General features: G+C 62.0%; 16 protein-coding genes. 6 read left to right on the top strand and 10 right to left on the bottom strand.

Features of this window, described 5'->3' with window-relative positions:
- Nucleotides 1-84 precede the first annotated feature (84 nt).
- From coaD to B1722_RS09555, 4 genes are all read right to left on the bottom strand, one after another.
- Nucleotides 85-564, bottom strand: coding sequence for a pantetheine-phosphate adenylyltransferase (coaD, locus tag B1722_RS09570; RefSeq protein WP_003229157.1), 480 nt, complete (start codon nt 562-564; stop codon nt 85-87).
- Between the two features lie 115 nt (nt 565-679).
- Complete coding sequence (locus tag B1722_RS09565; RefSeq protein ID WP_041063588.1) at nt 680-2,275, bottom strand: GMC family oxidoreductase; 1,596 nt, start codon at nt 2,273-2,275, stop codon at nt 680-682.
- A gap of 130 nt (nt 2,276-2,405) precedes the next feature.
- Nucleotides 2,406-2,951 carry a twin-arginine translocation pathway signal protein gene (locus B1722_RS09560; RefSeq protein ID WP_086792280.1) on the bottom strand — a complete coding sequence of 182 codons (546 nt, stop codon included), beginning with the start codon at nt 2,949-2,951 and terminating at the stop codon, nt 2,406-2,408.
- 28 nt (nt 2,952-2,979) lie between these two features.
- Nucleotides 2,980-4,410: a coniferyl aldehyde dehydrogenase gene (locus tag B1722_RS09555; RefSeq protein WP_041063582.1), complete on the bottom strand. Its 1,431-nt coding sequence runs from the start codon at nt 4,408-4,410 to the stop codon at nt 2,980-2,982.
- 145 nt (nt 4,411-4,555) lie between these two features.
- Here B1722_RS09555 and B1722_RS09550 point away from each other — a divergent pair, with 145 nt between their 5' ends.
- Both B1722_RS09550 and B1722_RS09545 read left to right on the top strand, forming a co-directional pair.
- Complete coding sequence (locus tag B1722_RS09550; protein ID WP_007964152.1) at nt 4,556-5,227, top strand: TetR/AcrR family transcriptional regulator; 672 nt, start codon at nt 4,556-4,558, stop codon at nt 5,225-5,227.
- Between the two features lie 31 nt (nt 5,228-5,258).
- Entirely contained in the window at nt 5,259-6,113 is an 855-nt protein-coding gene (locus B1722_RS09545; protein ID WP_086792278.1) for a sulfurtransferase, read from the top strand.
- A gap of 78 nt (nt 6,114-6,191) precedes the next feature.
- On the opposite strand, the gene B1722_RS09540 is transcribed toward B1722_RS09545, so the two are convergent.
- The 5 genes from B1722_RS09540 to B1722_RS09520 form a co-directional block, all read right to left on the bottom strand.
- A complete protein-coding gene (locus tag B1722_RS09540; RefSeq protein ID WP_174377000.1) occupies nt 6,192-7,043 on the bottom strand; it encodes an AraC family transcriptional regulator in 852 nt (283 codons plus the stop codon).
- Nucleotides 7,019-8,017, bottom strand: coding sequence for a hydrolase (locus B1722_RS09535; protein WP_086792276.1), 999 nt, complete (start codon nt 8,015-8,017; stop codon nt 7,019-7,021). The genes B1722_RS09540 and B1722_RS09535 overlap by 25 nt, the downstream gene beginning before the upstream one ends.
- 113 nt (nt 8,018-8,130) lie before the next feature.
- The gene (gene rsmD, locus B1722_RS09530; protein ID WP_041063575.1) at nt 8,131-8,736 is read right to left on the bottom strand and encodes a 16S rRNA (guanine(966)-N(2))-methyltransferase RsmD; all 606 of its coding nucleotides are present in this window, start codon (nt 8,734-8,736) and stop codon (nt 8,131-8,133) included.
- Nucleotides 8,736-10,223 carry a pitrilysin family protein gene (locus B1722_RS09525; RefSeq protein WP_041063572.1) on the bottom strand — a complete coding sequence of 496 codons (1,488 nt, stop codon included), beginning with the start codon at nt 10,221-10,223 and terminating at the stop codon, nt 8,736-8,738. The genes rsmD and B1722_RS09525 overlap by 1 nt, the downstream gene beginning before the upstream one ends.
- Nucleotides 10,216-11,571: a pitrilysin family protein gene (locus tag B1722_RS09520; RefSeq protein ID WP_086792274.1), complete on the bottom strand. Its 1,356-nt coding sequence runs from the start codon at nt 11,569-11,571 to the stop codon at nt 10,216-10,218. The genes B1722_RS09525 and B1722_RS09520 overlap by 8 nt, the downstream gene beginning before the upstream one ends.
- Before the next feature lie 344 nt (nt 11,572-11,915).
- Between B1722_RS09520 and ftsY the strand changes: the two genes are divergently transcribed.
- The 4 genes from ftsY (at nt 11,916) to rpoH (ending at nt 16,103) form a co-directional block, all read left to right on the top strand.
- Complete coding sequence (gene ftsY, locus B1722_RS09515; protein ID WP_086792273.1) at nt 11,916-13,442, top strand: signal recognition particle-docking protein FtsY; 1,527 nt, start codon at nt 11,916-11,918, stop codon at nt 13,440-13,442.
- On the top strand, nt 13,439-14,110 hold the full coding sequence (gene ftsE / locus B1722_RS09510) for a cell division ATP-binding protein FtsE (RefSeq protein WP_003229148.1): 672 nt from the start codon (nt 13,439-13,441) through the stop codon (nt 14,108-14,110). Before ftsY ends, ftsE begins: the two co-directional genes overlap by 4 nt.
- Entirely contained in the window at nt 14,107-15,132 is a 1,026-nt protein-coding gene (ftsX, locus tag B1722_RS09505; protein WP_086792271.1) for a permease-like cell division protein FtsX, read from the top strand. The genes ftsE and ftsX overlap by 4 nt, the downstream gene beginning before the upstream one ends.
- A gap of 116 nt (nt 15,133-15,248) precedes the next feature.
- Nucleotides 15,249-16,103, top strand: coding sequence for an RNA polymerase sigma factor RpoH (rpoH, locus tag B1722_RS09500; RefSeq protein WP_003229146.1), 855 nt, complete (start codon nt 15,249-15,251; stop codon nt 16,101-16,103).
- Between the two features lie 205 nt (nt 16,104-16,308).
- On the opposite strand, the gene mtgA is transcribed toward rpoH, so the two are convergent.
- On the bottom strand, nt 16,309-17,031 hold the full coding sequence (gene mtgA / locus B1722_RS09495) for a monofunctional biosynthetic peptidoglycan transglycosylase (protein WP_086792269.1): 723 nt from the start codon (nt 17,029-17,031) through the stop codon (nt 16,309-16,311).
- Nucleotides 17,032-17,044: the final 13 nt, after the last annotated feature.

Genomic DNA, 17,044 nt, shown 5'->3' with positions numbered 1-17,044 from the left:
GGCAGGCCCGGGCGCAATAAATCAATGCGCGCAATTGTGCCGCATTGGCGCCCGCAGTGCACGCGGGCGCCGTTTGAACGGTCGTTACTTCTTGAAGCGCAGGGTCAGGGCATCGGCCACGGCCGGGTGCACGAACTTGCTGATATCGCCGCCCAGCGCGGCGATTTCCCGCACCAGCGTCGAAGAAATGAACGAATAACGCTCGGACGGGGTGAGAAACAGGCTCTCGACGTCCGGGGCCAACTGGCGGTTCATGTTGGCCAGCTGGAATTCGTATTCGAAGTCCGACACCGCACGCAGACCGCGCAGGAACACATTGGCGTTCTGCTCTTTGGCGAAATGCGCCAGCAGCGTCGAGAAGCCGACCACTTCGACGTTGGGCAGGTGTTTGGTGACCTCGCGAGCCAGCTCAACCCGTTGTTCCAGCGGGAACAGCGGATTTTTCTTCGGGCTGGCGGCGACCGCAATGATCACGTGATCGAACAGGCGCGAGGCGCGTTCGACCAGATCGCCATGCCCTTTGGTAATAGGGTCGAAGGTACCTGGGTACAACACTCGGTTCATCGCGTCGTCCTGGCGGGAGTCCGTTGGGGAGTCGGATGGTATCGCAGCCGTCCCGGTCGGCCAAGTCGCCTGTTGGGTAAGAAAGCACTATAGACGACGCGATAAACCGTTTTTTTCACGGATTTCTCAGCCGATCGGCGAGGGATGTCGCCAGTTGTGCAGTCAGTCCATACACCGACAATTGCGGGTTGGCGCCAATGCTGGTGGGGAACAGCGAGCCGTCGTGAACCGAAAGATTGCTCAGTTGATGATGCCGGCCAAGGCTGTCGGTAACCGCGTTTTTCGGGTCTTCACCCATTGCGCAACCGCCCATCACGTGGGCACTGCCCAGTCGCGTGCGGTAAAGCTCAAGGCTCAGACCGTCGATCAATTTGCGCGCCTCGGCCAGGGTGTTTACGTAGCGCGCATCGGCGTGCATCGGCATTACCGCTTTCGCGCCGCCGGCGAACTGGATCTCGGCCATGCTGTGAAACGCGCGACGCAAGCCCTCCCAGGCGTAAGGCGAGACTTGATAGTCGAGCACTGGTGAGCCGTCGCCGCGCAATTCGACACTGCCGCCGGGGCTGTCCGGATGGAAACCGTCGCGCAGCAGCGCCAGCATCGCGTGGGTGCGCGGCAGATCAGCCATGTGTTCGGCGTTCTGCGTACCGAAACCGCCGAGCAGCGTCGCGGCCAACGCTGGTTGTAGCGGCGGCACTTCGAGTTTGTAGCCCATCGGCCCGCTGGTGCCGTCTTTCCACTGGAAATGATCCGAGTAAATCGACTGCGGCGCGCCGTAGAACGGATTGATCACCTCGTCGAAGCGCCCCGCAGACATGTTAACCAGATGCAAAAAGGTGCGTTTGCCGAGGCGCTGATGCGGGTCCGGCGCGTCTGAACGCAAGAGCAGGGCCGGGCTGTTGATGCCGCCGCCGGCCAGCACGTAATGCCGGGCCTTGACCGTGATTTTGCGTCCGGTCGGCGCGACGCAGCGCTCGTCCATCGCCACGCATTGCAGGCCGGTGATTTTGTCGCCGCTGATCAACAGTTTTTCCGCGCGGGCCAGGTACAGCAGCTCGCCGCCCTTTTCCAGGGTCGCCGGAATGGTCGTGACCATCATCGACTGCTTGGCATTGGTCGGGCAGCCCATGCCGCAATAGCCAAGGTTCCAGCAGCCACGGACGTTGCGTGGGATCACGTGCCAGCTGTAGCCGAGTTGCTCGCAGCCCTTGCGGATCACGTCGTTATTGGCATTGGGCGGGACCCTCCATGGCGCGACGCCGAGGCGCTGTTCCATTTTCTCGAACCACGGCGCCATCTCGGCCGGGCTGTGGCCTTTGACGTTGTGTTCCCTGGCCCAGTGTTCGAGGGTCGGCTCGGGCGTGCGGAAGCTCGACGTCCAGTTGATCAGCGTGGTGCCGCCCACCGCACGACCCTGCAGAATGGTGATCGCGCCGTCCTTGCTCATGCGGCCGATGCCTTCCTGATAGAGGCTGCTGTAGGCCTGGTCTTCAAGCATTTTGAAGTCGGAACTGGTCTTGAGCGGGCCTTCTTCGATCAGCAGCACTTTGTAACCGGCGGCGCTGAGGATTTCCGCCGTGGTGCCGCCTCCGGCACCGCTGCCGATGATGGCCACGTCGGTTTGCAGCGTCAGGTCGTCGGTCAGTTGTGCGCCGTTGTAGGTTTTCCAGCCACGGGCAAGGCCTTCGCGGAACGGGTCGGGTACGGGCATTGATCAGGTTCTCTTTATTATTCTGGGTACGCTGGTGTGCCGACTGGCGCCTTCGCGAGCAAGCCCGCTCACACATTGAAATGCATTCCCTTGTGGGAGCGAGCTTGCTCGCGAACGGCGCGACTCGATTTCAGACCGTGGGCGGGCCGGGGTAACCGCAATGCGCCCAGGACTCGGCGCGGGTGTACCAGGCCATCATCACCATCTGCTGCAAAGAACTGTGGCCCATGCGCAGCAGGCTCAATGAACTGTTCTGCCAACGGTCGAGGAAGTGACGCATCGCCTCGGGGCTGGCGTTTTCCCAACTGCCCCAGATGCCGGTGAGCGGCCCGCGGGTGACGGCCATGCCGAGCACGTCGAACAGTTGTCGGGTGAGTTTGAGCATCTCCGGCGACAGGTGATCGAGGCTGAAGTCCAGCGACTTCAGAGTGGCATCCACCGCACCGGGCATTTTCTCGGTGGCCACGGCGCCTTCGAGCATCACTGGAATCAGTGCGCGCAGAAACAGCAGGTCGCCGTCACGCAAGGTGGCGAAACCATTGGCCGCGACACTCGATGAACAACCACTGAGGCTGGCGCCAAGGCCAGCGGTGGCGAGGAACGCAGTGGCACCGAGGCTGAATTTCAGCAGGCCACGGCGCGACAGGGCAGGTGTTTCGGTCAGGCTTGGGTGCATTGTTGTTATTACCCGGCGGTGACGACGATTAGCGGATGAACAGCGTCTGGATCAGTTTCTGGATCGATTTGCCGTACGGCGGATAGATCAACTTCGCGGCGTTGAAGCGCTGTTTGATCAGTACGCCCTTGGCCTTGCTGAAAGTCAGGAAGCCTTCGTGGCCGTGATAGTGGCCCATGCCCGACGGGCCGATGCCGCCGAATGGCATGTCGTCCTGCGCTACGTGCAGCAAGGTGTCGTTCAGGCACACGCCGCCGGAGTGGGTTTCGTGCAGCACGCGGTTCTGTTCGCGTTTGTCGTAGCCGAAGTAGTAAAGCGCCAGAGGACGCGGGCGCTGATTGATGTAGGCAAACGCCTGATCGAGATCCTGATACGGCACGATCGGCAGCAGCGGGCCGAAGATTTCGTCCTGCATCACGGTCATCTCGTCGGTGACGTTCAGCAGCAGGCTGTGCGGCATGCGCCGGCCCTGGCCTTGTTCGAACAGCGGAATCAGCAGCGCGCCCTTGCTGGTGGCGTCGCTGACATAACTGTTGAGCCGGGCCAGTTGGCGCTCGTTGATGATCGCGGTGTAGTCCGGGTTGTCGGCGAGGGTCGGATAGAAATTGTTCACTACCTGGCGATAGGCTTCGACGAACGCGCCGACACGGTCTTGCGGCACCAGCACATAATCGGGCGCGACGCAGGTCTGGCCGGCGTTGAGGGTTTTACCGAAGGCGATGCGTTCGGCGGCGTCCTTGAGCGGTACGTCTTGGGAGACAATGGCCGGGGACTTGCCGCCCAGTTCGAGTGTTACCGGGGTCAGGTTTTCCGCCGCCGCGCGCATCACATGCTTGCCGATGCTGGTGGCGCCGGTGAACAGCAAGTGATCAAAGCGCAGACGGGAGAACGCCACGCCGATATCGGCCTCGCCGAGCACTACGCAGACCAGGTCTTCGGGGAAAATTCGTCCCAGCAGAGTTTTGAGCAACTGGCCGGTGGCCGGAGTCGATTCGCTGAGTTTGAGCATCACCCGGTTGCCCGCCGCGAGCGCACCGACCAATGGGCCGATGGCCAGATACAACGGGTAGTTCCACGGGACGATGATACCGACCACGCCGAGCGGCTGGTACACGACTTTCGCTGATGCCGGCTGAAAGGCCATGCCGACTTTGCGTCGCGACGACTTCATCCAGCCCTTGAGGTGGCGGCTGGCGTAATGGATACCGTGCAGGCTGGGCATCAGCTCGGCAAGCAGGGTTTCATCGGCGCTGCGATGACTGAAATCTGCGCTGATGGCGTCGATCAAGGCCTGGCGCTCATTGCTGAGCAAGTCGCGCAACGCTTTGAGCCATTGCTGACGCTGGGCCGCCGGTGGCATCGGGTTGGCTGTGTAGGCGGCGCGCTGTGCCGCGAACAGCCGATCCAGCTCTTCCAGGGGCTGTTGCAGCGTTTGCAGATAAGCAATGTCGGCAGTCATCGTCGGCTCCGGATTTATTGTAGTGAGGACTTTTTAGAGTCTATGCTCTAGAAAGTCAAATGACTTCCCGACACAGCTTTGTTTTATCCAATTCCGGTTAAGTCGTAAGATGCCCCTCACCGCACTCTGAATTAAAGCTCAAGCCATGGCCCCACGAATAAAAACCAGCGAGCGCATCGTGCAGAACAGCCTCGAACTGTTCAATCAGCAGGGCGAGCGCAGCATCAGCACCAATCACATTGCCGCGCACATGGAGATTTCTCCGGGCAATCTGTACTACCACTTCCCCAACAAGCAGGCGATCATCGCCGTGCTGTTCAGTGAGTACGAAAGTTTGGTCGACAGCTTTCTGCGCCCGCCGCAGGGGCGTGCCGCCACCGTCGAAGACAAACGCTATTACCTCAAGGAGCTGCTGTCGGCGATGTGGGGCTACCGCTTTCTGCATCGGGATCTGGAACACCTGCTCGACAGTGACCCGGATCTGGCCGCGCGCTACCGGCGTTTTTCCCAGCGCTGCGTGATCCAGGGCATGGCGATCTACGAGGGCTTTGTCGCCGCGGGCATTCTCAAGATGGACCGGGTGCAGATCGAATCCCTGACGATCAATGCCTGGATCATCCTCACCTCGTGGGTGCGCTTTCTGTGCACCACCCGGGAAAACTCCAACCACCTCAGCGAGCAGGCCATCAAGCGTGGCGTGTATCAGGTGTTGGTGCTGGAAGCCGGATTCGTCACCGATCAGGCCCGCGAAGAGGTGAATGCCTTGTTCGACGAGTTCTACGTACCGCTGGCCCAGGCCCTCGAGGAAGGGCGGTAACCCATTTCGAAGTCGCTCACAGGAGTCCGTCATGCCGATTGCGCAACTGCTCAGCCCGACCGCACTGGATGCCCGCAAGGAGCAGCCGGGGCTGGTGATTCTCGATTGTCGTTTTGCCCTCGAAGACCCGGACTACGGGCAGCGCAGCTATGCCGAAGGGCACATCGCCGGCGCCCGCTTCGCCGACCTTGAACGCGACCTCAGTGGCAAAGTGGTCAAAGGCGTGACCGGACGTCACCCGTTGCCCGAGCCGGCGGCGTTGATCGAGCGTCTGCAGGCGTGGGGCATCAATGCCGACAGCGACGTGGTTTTGTACGACGACGGCCCCGGTGCCTATGCGGCCCGGGCCTGGTGGTTGCTGGTGTGGCTGGGCAAGCGCGATGGCGTGTTCATTCTCGACGGGGGGCTCAAGGCCTGGCACGCGGCGGGTTTGCCGCTGAGCCTGGATGCGCCGTCGGTCAGCCGGGGCAACTTCAGTGGTCAGCCAGACATGAAACTGCTGCTGAGCGCCGAGCAATTGCACAAGCGCCTTGCGCAGCCGTCGCTGACATTGCTCGATGCCCGGGCCTTGCCGCGCTTCAAGGGTGAGGTGGAGCCGATCGATCCGATTGCCGGGCACATTCCAGGGGCGCAATGCGCGGCGTTTACCGAGAACCTCGGCAGCGACGGGCGCTTCCTGCCAGCGGAGCAGCTCAAGCAGCGTTTTGCGGCGAAACTCGGCGAGCGTTCGCCGACGGACCTGGTCGCTTATTGCGGTTCCGGGGTGACGGCGTGTCACAACCTGTTTGCGTTGTGCCTGGCGGGGTATCCGCTGGGTTCGTTGTATGCCGGGTCGTGGAGTGAATGGATCAACGAGCCTGCTCGGGGCATTGCCACAGGCGAATAAAATCAAAAGATCGCAGCCTTCGGCAGCTCCTGCATTGGAATGTATTTCCCTGTAGGAGCTGCCGCAGGCTGCGATCTTTTAGCGTTCCACGCGGGCACTGCGATACGCCGCCGGCCCAACCCCGTAAACCTGCTTGAACTGCCGGCTCAGATGACTCTGGTCGGCAAAACCCAACTGCATGGCGACTTCCACCGGCAGGCAACCACTCTGCAATAAACCCCGGGCCGTGGCGATGCGCTGCTGCATCAGCCAGGTGTGCGGCGGCATGCCGGTGGCGCGGCGGAAGACACGGGCGAAGTGGAAGGGCGACAGATTCACCGCAGCCGCCAGTTCTTCCAGCGATGGCGGCGCCGCCAGTTGCGCGTGCAGCAGCTCCTTGGCCATCACCACCGCGCGATGTTCCTTGCCCGGGCTGCCGTTGATCTGCACCGCTGCATGCCGCTGCAACAGCAGCATCATCATTTCGCGCCACACCGTCTGCTGTTGCAGTGCGGTGGCGGGGCTTTCCAGCAAGCGGTGCAACTGACAGAAGCCGTTGACCAGATCCGGGTCGCGGTACAGCGTCGCGCCAAACGCCGGCATCGGCGCGCAGGGCAGTTCCAGTTCTTCGAGCAAGGACACGATCTGTCCGGTATCGGGATAAAACGCCCGGTACAGCCAGCCATCCTCAGTGCCCTTGTGCCCGGTGTGCAATTCGTCCGGATTGATCAGCACCAGCGTGCCGCTGCCGGCCAGGTGTTCGGCGCCGCGATAGCGATAACGCTGGGCACCGGCCATGATCATGCCGATCACATAACCGTCGTGGACGTGCGGGGCGAAGCGATGCTCGATGTAGCGCGCCGACAGCAACTCGACCCCGGCCAGCGGCGCGGTTTGCCAGAAGCGGATCGACTCGCCCTGATCGCTCACGACGTCACACGGGCCAGCCATTGCGGAATGCGCCGTTCCAGGTAATAGCCGGGCTGGCGGAACGTGCCATCGACAAAGCCGACGTGCCCGCCCTTGGCCTGCAATTCGAACTGGGTGCTGGCGGACAGCTCCTCGGCAGTCGGCAAACTGTGCGGAAACACGAACGGGTCGTCAGCCGCCTGAATGATCAGGGTCGGGGTGCGGATTTCACCGAGAAAGTAACGACTCGACGCCCGTCGATAGTAATCCTCGGCATCGGTGAAACCGTGCAGCGGCGCGGTGACCCGGCCGTCGAAGTCCCAGAAGGTGCGCATGTTCTCCAGCGAACCGAGCGCCGCCAGGGCTGCCAGGCCATCCTCACGCCCGTCATGCTGGAACTGGCGCTGCTTGTTCTTGATGTAGGCGACCATCTCGCGCATGAAGTGTGCTTGATAGACCTTGGAGAAACCCTGGCCAATGCGGTCGGCACACTGATCAAGCCGAAACGGCACCGACACGGCCACCGCACCGAGCACGCCGCTGTCGCTGCCGGTCTCGCCCAGATGCTTGAGCAACACATTGCCCCCCAACGAATAACCAACCGCATACAGCGGCGCCAGCGGGCGCTTGGCGCGCAAGTGTTTGATGGCTTCGGCGAGGTCTTCGCTGGCACCGGAATGGTAACTGCGCGGCAGCAGGTTGGGCTCGCCGGAACAGCCGCGCCAGTTCAGCGCGACACTGGCCCAGCCTTGGGCGGCGAGCGCGGCCTGGATCCCGGCGACGTAAGGCGAATTTGAAGAACCGGTCAGCCCATGCAGCACCAGCACCAGCGGCGCCTCGGCGCTGTGCGGGCCATGCCAGTCGAGGTCGAGGAAGTCGCCGTCATCCAGCCACAGGCGTTCACGCTCGCGATCAAGGTGGACGGTTTTGCGCCACAGCGGCCCCCACAAGGTTTGCAGGTGCGGGTTGCCGAGGCCGAAGGCGGGGGTGAAGCGTTCAGTTTCCAGAGGACACACACCTTTTGTGGCGAGGGAGCTTGCTCCCGCTGGGGCGCGAAGCGGCCCTTTTTGGGGACTGCTGCGCAGTCCAGCGGGAGCAAGCTCCCTCGCCACAGGGTTTTTCAATATGTTCAGTTAACGGCCATACGTTGCCACAACGCGTAGTACACCCGCCCGGATTTCTGCTCGCGGTGCAGGCGCCAGTTGCCCGGCAGGCCCAGCGTCGAAGGCGCGGTCTCGCTTTCAGTGTAGATCCACGAATCCGGCGCCAGCCATTGGCGTTCTTCCAGCAAGGTGCAGACCGCTGGCAACAGGTTCTGGTTGAACGGCGGATCGAGAAATACCAGATCGAACGGCGTGGCGACCTGGGTCTCCAGATAACGCAGCGCGTCGGCGGTCTGCACCTGGCCGTTGGTGCAGCGCAGGGTGCCGAGGTGTTCCTTCAGGCTCGACACCGCTACGTGGCTGGCATCCAGCGCCTGGCCCATGGCCGCGCCACGCGACAGTGCTTCAAGAAACAGTGCGCCGCTGCCGGCGAACGGGTCCAGCACCTTGGCCCCGGCCACATACGGCGCGAGCCAGTTAAACAGGGTTTCGCGCACGCGGTCCGGCGTCGGGCGCAGCCCCGGCGCATCGGGGAAACTCAGTTTGCGGCTGCGCCATTCGCCGCCGATGATGCGCAGCTGGTTCACACCGTTGTGGACGTTCTGCGCAGGTTTTTTAGGACGAGTAGCCATTAATGCTCCGGAACCCCGAGCGGTTGCTCGGCAGGTTTATCAGATGGGGCCGGTAACGGCTTTTGCGGCACGGTCGGGCCAGCGCTGACGATGACCAGTCTGTCCGTGCTCAGGTGTTTGTTCATCGCGTCTTTGACCTGCTCGACAGTCAGGCTCTGGGACTGCCGCATGAAGTCATCCAGATAGCTCAGCGGCAGATTATAGAAGCCCATGGCGCCCAGTTGGCCGACGATATCGGCGTTGCTTGCGGTGGACAGCGGGAAGCTGCCGGCCAGTTCGCGTTTGGCGTCGTCGAGTTCTTTCTGGGTCGGGCCGGTTTTCAGGTAATCGGCGAGCACGTCCTGCACCAGTTTCAGCGTGCCTTCGCTCATTTCCGCACGGGTCTGCAGGTTGATCATGAACGGGCCGCGAGCCTGCATCGGGCTGAACCCGGAATACACGCCGTAAGTCAGGCCGCGCTTCTCGCGCACTTCGCTCATCAGCCGGGTGCCGAAACCGCCACCACCGAGGATCTGGTTGCCCATCGACAGCGCCGCGTAATCCGGGTCGTCACGGTCGATGCCCAGTTGCGCGAGCAGCAGGTTGGTTTGCTTGGACGGGAACTCGATGTGATTGACGCTGGCCTTCGGTTCCTGCGGCTGGGCGATTTTCGCCAGCGCCGGGCCTTTCGGCAGGGCGCCGGAGACCTGATTGGCAATCGCCTCCGCCTCGGCGCGCGACAGGTCACCGACCAGCGCGATCACCACGTTGCCCGCCGCGTAGGCCTTGGCGTGGAACTCACGCAGTTGCGCCAGAGTGATCTTCGGCACGCTCTGCGGGTTGCCGTCGCTGGAATGCGCGTAAGGGTGGTCGCCGTACAAACGTTTCATCAGCTCAAGGCTGGCGAGTTTGCCGGGGTTCTGTTTCTGGTACTCGAAACCGGCGAGCATCTGATTCTTGATGCGTGCGAAGGAGTCGGCCGGAAAGGTCGGTTTGCCCACCACTTCGGAGAACAGCTTCAGCGCCGGCTCGCGCTTGTCGGCGGCGCTCAGACTGCGCAGCGAAGCCAGCGCCATGTCCTTGTAGGCGCCGTTGCCGAAATCCGCGCCGAGGCTTTCGAAGCCCTGGGCAATGGCGCCGACGTCCTTGCCGGCCACACCTTCGTTGAGCATGGCATTGGTCAGGACTGCCAGGCCCGGCGCATTGCCGTCCTGACTGCTGCCGGCGGCGAAGATCAGGCGCATATCGAACATCGGCAGCTCATGGGCTTCGACGAACAGTACCTTGGCGCCTCCGGCGGTGTTCCAAGTCTGCACGTCGAGCTTGCGGCTGGCCGGGGCCTTGCCGTCGAGTTCGGCCAGCGATTGCAGCTTCTGGCTGGTCTTGGCGTTGTCCAGCGCTTCGCTGGCGTCGGTTTTGACACCGGGCATCAGATAGAACGCGGCAGAGCCGATCACGGCGATGGCGATCAAACCGAGCAGCAGGCGTGGGGATTTGCGCTCACTCATGAGTCGTCTCCAGTGGCAGGACATGGGCGACGCTGAGACGTTCGCGGGTGAAATACAGCTTGGCGGCGTTCTGGATGTCTTGCGGGGTCACGCTTTCCAGATCGGCAAGTTCGGTGTCCATCAATTTCCACGACAGACCGACCGTTTCCAGTTGGCCGATGGCGGTGGCCTGGCTGGTGATCGAATCACGTTCGAACACCAGGCCGGCAATAACCTGTGCCCGCACGCGTTCCAGCTCTTCGGCGGACGGTGCGGTGATTTTCAGTTGTTCCAGCAGTTTCCACAGACCGGCTTCAGCTTGCGCCATGGTCTTGTTCTTCTGCGTGTTCGGCGTCGCCGACAGGGTGAACAGGCTGTCGCCCCGGGTGTAGGCGTCGTAGCTCGACGAACCGCCGGAGACCAACTCTTCACCGCGCTCCAGTTGCGTCGGGATGCGCCCGCTGTAACCGCCGTCGAGCAGCGCCGAGATCAGGCGCAGGGCGTTGACCGAGCGCTTGTCCTCAGCAGTGGCAATGCTTGGCACGTTGAAGCCGAGCATCAGGCTGGGAAGTTGGGTCTGCACATGCAGGGTGATCTGGCGCTCACCCGGCTCGGCCAGTTCCAGCGGTTTCTTCGCCGGTGGCACGTCGCGCTTGGCAATCGGCCCGAAGTAGCGTTGGGCGAGGGTCTTCACTTCATCGGGGGTGACGTCGCCGACCACTACCAGCGTGGCGTTGTTCGGCACATACCAGGACTGATACCAGTGGCGCAGCTCTTCGACCTTCATCCGGTCCAGGTCCGCCATCCAGCCGATGGTCGGTGTGTGGTAGCCGCTGGCCGGGTAAGCCATAGCCTTGTAACGCTCGTAAGCCTTGGACATCGGCTTGTCGTCGGTGCGCAGGCGGCGCTCTTCCTTGATGACTTCGATTTCCTTGGCGAACTCGTCGGCCGGCAGGCGCAGATTGGCCATGCGGTCGGCTTCCAGTTCGAAGGCCACGCCCAGACGGTCGCGGGCCAGCACTTGGTAGTAGGCGGTGAAATCGTCGCTGGTGAAGGCGTTTTCTTCAGCGCCCAAGTCGCGCAGGATCAACGAGGCTTCGCCGGGGCCGACTTTCTCGCTGCCCTTGAACATCATGTGCTCGAGCGCGTGGGACAGACCGGTCTGGCCCGGAGTTTCGTAGCTGGAGCCGACCTTGTACCAGACCTGCGACACCACCACCGGCGCGCGATGGTCTTCGCGCACAACGACCTTCAGGCCGTTGTCGAGGGTGAATTCGTGGGTCGGTTGCGGGTCGGCCGCCAGGGCCGAAAGGGGCAGGCAGACTGTGCTGAGCAGCAGGCCTGCAGCGCGGCGGGCTAGAGCATTCATTCGTTTTTTAACCTGTTGGGCTGCCCGCTTGGTCTTAGCGTCGGCGGGCGAGAGGGTGCTAGGATACTGATCCGTTTTACCGGCGACCACGCCTATCAGGTTTTCAGGCCTGATGCGGTTGTATAGGTTGGCGGCAGAAAGCTGCGGTTTATCGACTAGACTTCGCTTTTTCGCCGATTTTGCCGGTTTAGTCCTTCGTTAATACGAATCTTTGGGGTGCCGCTGGCGCCTCGACAAAATGTTGCGCGTGAACAAGCTGGATGAAACACAGTCTGTTCTGCATCGAATATTTATTTGCCGGGGCGCCCTTATGGCGCGTCGCTACCGTGAGATAGCCGTCCTCCATGTTTGGTTCCAACGACGACAAGAAGACCCCAGCTGCGGCTGGCGAGAAGAAAAGCCTGTTCGGATGGCTGCGTAAGAAACCGCAGGAACCCGTCGTCGAACAGCCGCCCGCGATTCCTGAACCGGCTCCGACGCCAGCGCCTGCTATAGAAGAAGAGCCGGCGCCGATCGTGCTGCCGATTGCCGAGCCGGTGCTGCAACCGGTCGAGCCCGAGCCTGAAACCCCGGTAGCGGCCGAGCTGCCACTGACCCCGGCGGCCGAGCCGTGGCTGACCTTGCCGGTGGCGGAAGAGCCGGTAGCCTTGGTCGAAGAGGCCGCGCCGCATGTGACGCCGCCGATTCCTGCACCTGCCGCGTTCGTCTCGGAAGTCGCTCCGGCGCCAGTGGTTGAGCCGGTTGTCGAGCCTGCGCCGGTTGTTGCCGAGCCGGCGGCCCCGGTGTTCGTTGCCCCTGTTTCGCCGGTCGTTCAGCAGCCCGAGCCTGCACCTGCACCTGCACCTGCACCTGCACCTGCACCGGTCGTCGCTGCTCCGGTTGTGCCGGTGGAAGTGGTTGCTGAAACGCCAGTGGAAGCCCCGCGAAGCGAAGAAACCAAAGTCGGCTTCTTCGCCCGCCTCAAGCAAGGCCTGTCGAAAACCAGCGCCAGCATCGGCGAGGGTATGGCCAGCCTGTTTCTCGGCCGTAAAACCATTGATGACGATTTGCTCGATGAGCTGGAAACGCGTCTGCTGACCGCCGACGTCGGTGTCGAAGCCACTACGCAGATCATCCAGCGCTTGACTCAGAAGGTCGCCCGCAAGGAGCTGGCCGATGCCGACGCACTGTACAAGTCGTTGCAGGCCGAACTGGCGGCGATGCTCAAACCGGTCGAACAGCCGCTGAAAATTGCCTCGCAGAACAAGCCGTTCGTGATTCTGGTGGTTGGCGTCAACGGCGCCGGCAAGACCACCACTATCGGCAAGCTTGCGAAGAAGCTGCAGCTGGAAGGCAAGAAAGTCATGCTCGCCGCCGGTGACACCTTCCGCGCTGCTGCCGTTGAGCAGCTGCAGGTCTGGGGCGAGCGCAACAAGATCCCGGTGATCGCCCAGCACACTGGCGCGGACTCGGCTTCGGTGATCTTCGACGCCGTGCAGGCCGCCAAGGCCCGTGGCATTGACGTGCTGATCGCCGACACCGCCGGTCGTCTGCATACCAAAGACAACCTGATGGAAGAGCTGAAGAAAGTTCGCCGGGTGATCGGCAAGCTTGATGCCGACGCGCCGCACGAAGTGCTGCTGGTGCTCGACGCCGGCACTGGCCAGAACGCCATCAACCAGGCCAAGCAATTCAACCAGACCGTCGAACTCACCGGCCTGGCGCTGACCAAGCTCGACGGCACCGCCAAGGGCGGGGTGATTTTCGCCCTGGCCAAGCAGTTTGGCCTGCCGATCCGCTACATCGGCGTCGGTGAAGGCATCGACGATCTGCGTACCTTTGAAGCCGAACCCTTTGTCCAGGCACTGTTTGCCGAGCGGGAGCGTTCATGATTCGTTTCGAACAGGTCGGTAAACGCTACCCGAACGGTCACGTCGGCTTGCATGAGCTGAGCTTTCGAGTCCGTCGTGGCGAGTTTCTGTTTGTCACCGGCCACTCCGGTGCCGGTAAATCCACGCTGTTGCGCCTGTTGCTGGCGATGGAGCGTCCGACCAGCGGCAAATTGCTGTTGGCCGGGCAGGATCTGAGCACCATCAGCAACGCACAGATCCCGTTCCTGCGTCGGCAGATTGGCGTGGTGTTCCAGAATCACCAGTTGCTGTTCGATCGCACGGTGTTCAACAACGTCGCGCTGCCGCTGCAGATTCTCGGCCTGTCCAAGGCCGAGATCGCCAAGCGCGTCGATTCGGCGCTGGAGCGCGTGGCGCTGTCGGATAAAACCGATCTGTACCCCGGCGACCTGTCCACTGGTCAGCAACAGCGCGTCGGTATCGCCCGCGCCATCGTCCACCGTCCGGCGCTGCTGCTGGCGGACGAACCGACCGGTAACCTCGACCCGCGTCTGGCGGCCGAGATCATGGGCGTCTTCGAAGACATCAACCGGCTGGGCACCAGCGTGCTGATCGCCAGTCACGACCTGGCCCTGATTGCGCGCATGCGGCACCGCATGCTGACCTTGCAACGCGGCCGACTGATCGGCGACGGGGAGGCCGGCGTATGAGTGCGACACGCAGTCCGAAGGTTTCCGAGCGCGTGGCCCCGAAGGCCGCCGACCCGCAACCGCCGAAGAAGAAAAAACACGACGATGACGATGGCCCGGACTTCTCCACGCTGTTGCGTTCGTGGATTGAAAGTCACCGCGCCAGCCTGCTCGACAGCCTGCGTCGCCTTGGCAAGCAGCCGATCGGCAGCTTCTTCACCTGCATGGTGATGGCCGTGGCGCTGAGCTTGCCGATGGGCCTGTCGCTGCTGATCAACAACGTCGAGCGTCTCGGCGGTTCGTGGCAGCGGGCGGCGCAGATTTCGCTGTATCTGCAACTGGACGCCACGCCTGAGCAGGGTGAGTCGTTGCGCGAGCAGATCAAGGGTATTCCCGGTGTCGCTGATGCCGAATATGTTGGCCGTGACCAGGCGCTGGAAGAGTTCCAGCAGCAGTCCGGTCTGGGCGAAGCCCTGCGCGAGCTGCCGGAGAACCCGCTGCCGGGCGTGGTGCTGGTGACCCCGAACGAGGTCGACAAGCCGACCCTGGAAGCATTAAGACAAAAACTTTCCGAGCTGCCCAAGGTACAACAGGCGCAACTTGATCTAGTCTGGGTCGAGCGTCTGGCAGCGATCCTCAAGCTCGGTGACCGTTTTGTCTTCGGTCTGACGGTGCTGTTGGTTTCTGCATTACTTTTGGTGATAGGCAATACCATTCGTCTTCATATTGAAAACCGCCGCACAGAGATAGAAGTGATTAAACTCGTCGGCGGCACCGACAGCTATGTGCGTCGTCCCTTCCTTTATATGGGCGCGTTGTATGGCTTCGGTGCGGGTGTCTTGTCCTGGGGTGTGCTGGCGTTCGGCCTGAACTGGCTGAACGACGCGGTGGTTGGACTGGCCGGCTTGTACGGCAGTGATTTCGCGCTGGCCGGAGTGCCAGTTGCCGACGGTCTGTCGCTCTTGCTTGGCGCGGTGCTGTTGGGTTATATCGGTGCATGGATTGCAGTCGCACGTCATCTCAGGGAGCTGGCGCCGAAGTAGAATCTTTTTTGCGCGTGATTGACCTTGCGGTTTTTTTTGGGAACTTGCACTTGAATTCCCGGTCAATTTTTCGCAGTGCCGAGAGGCACGAGTATGTAAGTGGGAGGTTTTTTCGCATGACCAATTCTTTGCAACCTGCGTACGCGTTGGTTCCGGGTGCGAACCTGGAAGCCTATGTGCACACCGTCAACAGCATTCCATTGCTGACGCCGGAGCAGGAGCGTGAACTGGCCGAGAGTCTCTACTATGAGCAGGATCTTGGGGCGGCTCGGCAGATGGTGCTCGCCCACCTGCGATTTGTCGTACACATCGCCCGTAGCTATTCCGGCTACGGTCTGGCTCAGGCTGACCTGATCCAGGAAGGCAACGTCGGTCTGATGAAGGCTGTAAAGCGCTTCAACCCGGAAATGGGTGTGCGTCTGGTGTCGTTCGCCGTGCACTGGATCAAGGCGGAAATTCACGAGTTCATCCTGCGCAACTGGCGCATTGTGAAAGTCGCGACCACCAAGGCCCAGCGCAAGCTGTTCTTCAACCTGCGCAGCCAGAAGAAGCGTCTGGCGTGGCTGAACAACGAGGAAGTCCACCGTGTGGCGGAAAGCCTCGGCGTCGAACCGCGTGAAGTGCGCGAGATGGAAAGTCGCCTGACCGGCCATGACATGGCTTTCGACCCGGCTGCAGAGGCCGATGACGACAGTGCTTTCCAGTCGCCGGCCAACTACCTGGAAGACCACCGGTACGACCCGGCGCGTCAACTGGAAGATGCCGACTGGAGCGACAACTCCAACCACAACCTGCACGAAGCGCTGGAAGTGCTGGACGAGCGTAGCCGCGACATCCTCTACCAGCGCTGGCTGGCAGAAGAGAAAGCCACGCTGCACGACCTGGCGCAGAAGTACAACGTATCGGCCGAGCGGATCCGTCAGCTCGAGAAGAGCGCGATGAACAAGCTCAAGTTGTCGATCGCCGCATAACCGGCGCTCAGGCAAACAAAAACGCCCCGATCAGCGATGATCGGGGCGTTTTTTATGCGCATATGTCAGGGCGGCATTAATCCCTGTGGGAGCTGGCTTGCCAGCGATGGCGTCGGGTCATTCATGTAGATGGTGGCTGAACTACCGCTATCGCGGGCAAGCCCGCTCCCACAGGAATTTTCAGTGTCTATAAGAACAGTGAGGGCTATCGCGCCCAAGGCGCCCGACGCGAATCATCCAGCCCCAGCAAATAACTGGTTCCGCCCAACTGGCTCATCTGCTGCCGAATCCACCCGGCCCGGCGCGATACATAAGCCGTCGGATGGCTGGCGCTCCACACGCGCGGGTTAGGCAGCACCGCCGCCAGATAACGGGCCTGCTGCCGCGACAGTGACTTGGCGCTGACGCCGAAGTGATGGCGCGCCGCCGCTTCAGCACCAAACACCCCGTCATCCCACTCGACGCTGTTCAGATAAACCTCAAGAATCCGCTGCTTGGGCCAGAACACTTCAATCAGTGCAGTAAACCAGGCCTCCAGGCCTTTGCGCAGATAGCTGCGCCCCGACCACAGGAACAGGTTCTTCGACACTTGCTGGCTCAGGGTGCTGGCGCCGCGAATCGAACCGCCGAGTTCGTTGTGGGCCAATGCGGCCTGGATCGCGCCGAAGTCAAAACCCCAGTGCTCGGGAAACTTCTGATCTTCGCCGGCCATGACCGCGACCTTCAGATCGTCGGAGATCTCGTCCCACGGTTTCCAGGTGCGCTGCAGGTCAATCGGCTCGCTGTCGACCCAGGATTCAACCTTGCGCTCGACCATCAGCGCCGTGCCCGGCGGCGGCACGAAGCGAAACAGCAACACCAGCAATACACTGCCGCCCGCGAACCAGAGCAGGGCCTTCGTGAGACGACGCAAAAGTGAACGCAGCATAGAGATGGCTTGG

This window comes from Pseudomonas sp. SCPG-7 (assembly GCF_002156405.1).
Classification (GTDB): Bacteria; Pseudomonadota; Gammaproteobacteria; order Pseudomonadales; family Pseudomonadaceae; genus Aquipseudomonas; species Aquipseudomonas parakoreensis.
The sequence above is the reverse complement of the archived record's forward strand: the minus strand, read 5'-3'. Positions and strand labels throughout refer to the sequence as shown.